The organism is Legionella sp., assembly GCF_049790535.1.
Taxonomy (GTDB): domain Bacteria; phylum Pseudomonadota; class Gammaproteobacteria; order Legionellales; family Legionellaceae; genus Legionella.
On the sequence record NZ_JBAQZB010000052.1, the window covers coordinates 1 to 2,292 of the forward strand.

The following is a 2,292-nucleotide window of genomic DNA, read 5'->3' on the forward strand; positions in this document are numbered from 1 at the left end:
GTCTTTATTTATTTTCTCAAGGAAAAAATTCCCAACAAGTGGCTCAATTTTGCTCTTTATCAGAACGACAAGTGAAACGATACAAGAAAAATATTTTAAGTGAACTTCACTGTAATAATATCACTGAAGCAGTTGTGATTGGCATTCGTTACGGGCAAATAGCTCCGAAACCCTAACTGATGTCCCTTTTAGACCCTTTTTTGATTTGGATAAATTCTAAATAATAGCGCTTTTACTGAAAAAGAAGGTGCTCAAATGAACTCAAAAGCTCATAAAAATTTTTTAATAGTTGAGGATCACCAACTAAGACCATCAGAACCCAATGTAATCATTTATTTGCATCAATCATTGCTTACTGCAAGCTTGAATTATTGAAAGTGAAAACGTCTTTGAATCATTTTGCTATTAAACAAAAATTACTGCTTAAAGCGAATCAAATTATGTTCAATGAGCTGCAATTATTGAAGGCCTCTGCGTAAGGTGAGTGATCTAATTTGATAAGTGTAGTAATTTTTGCTATAGTAATATTTACTATACAAGGCATGACGATGAAAATAATAAAAACCAAGCTATTTGCCAAATGGGCTATAAAAAATCAAGTTAACGATGAATCACTTAGTCTTGCTGCCAAAGAAATTGCAATTGAAATTTATGAGGCAAATTATGGTGGAGGTGTAATAAAAAAACGTGTTGCTAATAAGGGAAGGGGAAAGAGCAGTAGTAGTAGAACTATCGTTGCTTTCAAAAAAGGAAAGCATTGTTTTTTTGTGTTTGGTTTTGAGAAAAATGCGAAAAGTAATATTTCTTCAAATGAAGAAAAGGCATTTAAAATCATTGCTAAATCTTTATTAGCTTATTCCGATTTAAAAATCAATGAGTTAATTAAAGAAGGCTTTTTATTGGAGGTTGAAGAATGAGTAAAATTATTGATGCAATGTTAGAAACAGCCCATGATCTTGGCTTGAGTCAAGTTACAATTAAAGAAATTGAGACTTTAAGTTTGAGTGAGGTAGAGGAACTTGACCCCTCTGAAATTAGGGCAATGCGTTCAAGAGAAAAATTAAGTCAATCTGTGATAGCGAGAATATTAAATGTTGCTCCTTCGACTTATCAAAAATGGGAAAGAGGGGAGGTTCATCCTAAAGGCGCTAATTTAAAACTTTTAAGGTTGGCTTATGATCACGGTGTTGAATACATTATGCATTAGTGTCTCTTAGATTATTAATTGAAAGTTAAAAGCGAGCCGTAACAATTAAACACTCCATAAAATGGTTAATTTATTGATAAGCCTGTCGGAGTTTCTGGATATGAGCTTACGCTAGACGTTTCAGAAAAACTAAATAACTCTCTATCAGCCCCAAATTTCAATGGTAAATAAAGTGGGCCAAAGATGAATTATAGTCGCAATTAATTCGGGCCAAATTTAAGCCCTGTTTGCGGGTCGAGTGATTTATGATTGCGAGCCGTAACACATAAGCTGACAGTGAATGATGATAATCAAAAATCTCATTCTATTTGTTTAGAGGGATGCGGCGTAAATAACAACGATCTTAGAGACTTGGGTGTAGTTTTCACTTTTCGTTTAGTGAATCAGATAAAACAACTGGAAAATAACATTAGGGAACGTATTAAAAATGGACATGAAAAATTACGTCTTAATTTGTACGGATTTAGTCGTGGTGGTGCTGCAGTCTTTTTGCTTTGTCAGAATTTGAGGGATATTAGCTTCAGTAAAATTGAAATAAATGCGGTGTCTTTTGAGCCTGTACCAGGAAATTTTATAACCGGCGTGTATGCGGATTCATTTTTAGGAATAAATTACACCCTTTCAAGTATGGTTTATGATTTAAGTGAGTGTAAAAACATCCATAATATTTTAGTATTATTTACTAATAAACCTCTCCCAGATAGTTCATGCCACGCACCAATTTTACCAGCATTCCCCCGCACAGCTAATTCTCAAACTGAAGTTTTACCTGGATGTCATAAGGGAGCGGAGTTATGTGGTATCTTTTCTTCAAAAACAGGGAATAATAAAATCCAGAACAGTTCATTAAAGCGGGACATAAGAAAGTATTTAACACTGAAATGAGATTGTCTGGTCCCATTCGTTACTAAATCATTGAAACCAGATAAAGAATAAAATATGATAACCATGCAGTTTAAAAAATCTGTACTTAAAGCGCTGATAGAAGAGACGGCAATCTCAACTACCAGCTAAGCCACAACAATTACTTTTGGGAGTAAAATATCATGACCTACGTCATTATTATTCATTTTACGAATAATTTT

At 33.7% G+C, this 2,292-nt stretch carries 4 protein-coding genes and 1 pseudogene; all 5 read left to right on the forward strand.

All coding sequences use genetic code 11. The annotated features are described in order from the left end of the window. On the forward strand, positions 1 to 176 hold a 176-nt coding region (locus WA877_RS02575), incomplete at its 5' end, for a helix-turn-helix domain-containing protein (protein WP_425169014.1). Positions 177 to 296: 120 nt separating this feature from the next. Then, positions 297 to 479: pseudogene (locus tag WA877_RS02580) on the forward strand (IS701 family transposase); the annotation flags it as partial. Between the two features lie 69 nt (positions 480 to 548). Next, on the forward strand, positions 549 to 917 hold the full coding sequence (locus WA877_RS02585; protein ID WP_425169374.1) for a type II toxin-antitoxin system RelE/ParE family toxin: 369 nt from the start codon (positions 549 to 551) through the stop codon (positions 915 to 917). Further along, complete coding sequence (locus WA877_RS02590; RefSeq protein ID WP_425169375.1) at positions 914 to 1,207, forward strand: helix-turn-helix domain-containing protein; 294 nt, start codon at positions 914 to 916, stop codon at positions 1,205 to 1,207. The genes WA877_RS02585 and WA877_RS02590 overlap by 4 nt, the downstream gene beginning before the upstream one ends. 276 nt (positions 1,208 to 1,483) lie before the next feature. Continuing rightward, positions 1,484 to 2,092, forward strand: a complete 609-nt coding sequence (locus tag WA877_RS02595) for a hypothetical protein (RefSeq protein WP_425169376.1) — start codon at positions 1,484 to 1,486, stop codon at positions 2,090 to 2,092. Positions 2,093 to 2,292: the final 200 nt, after the last annotated feature.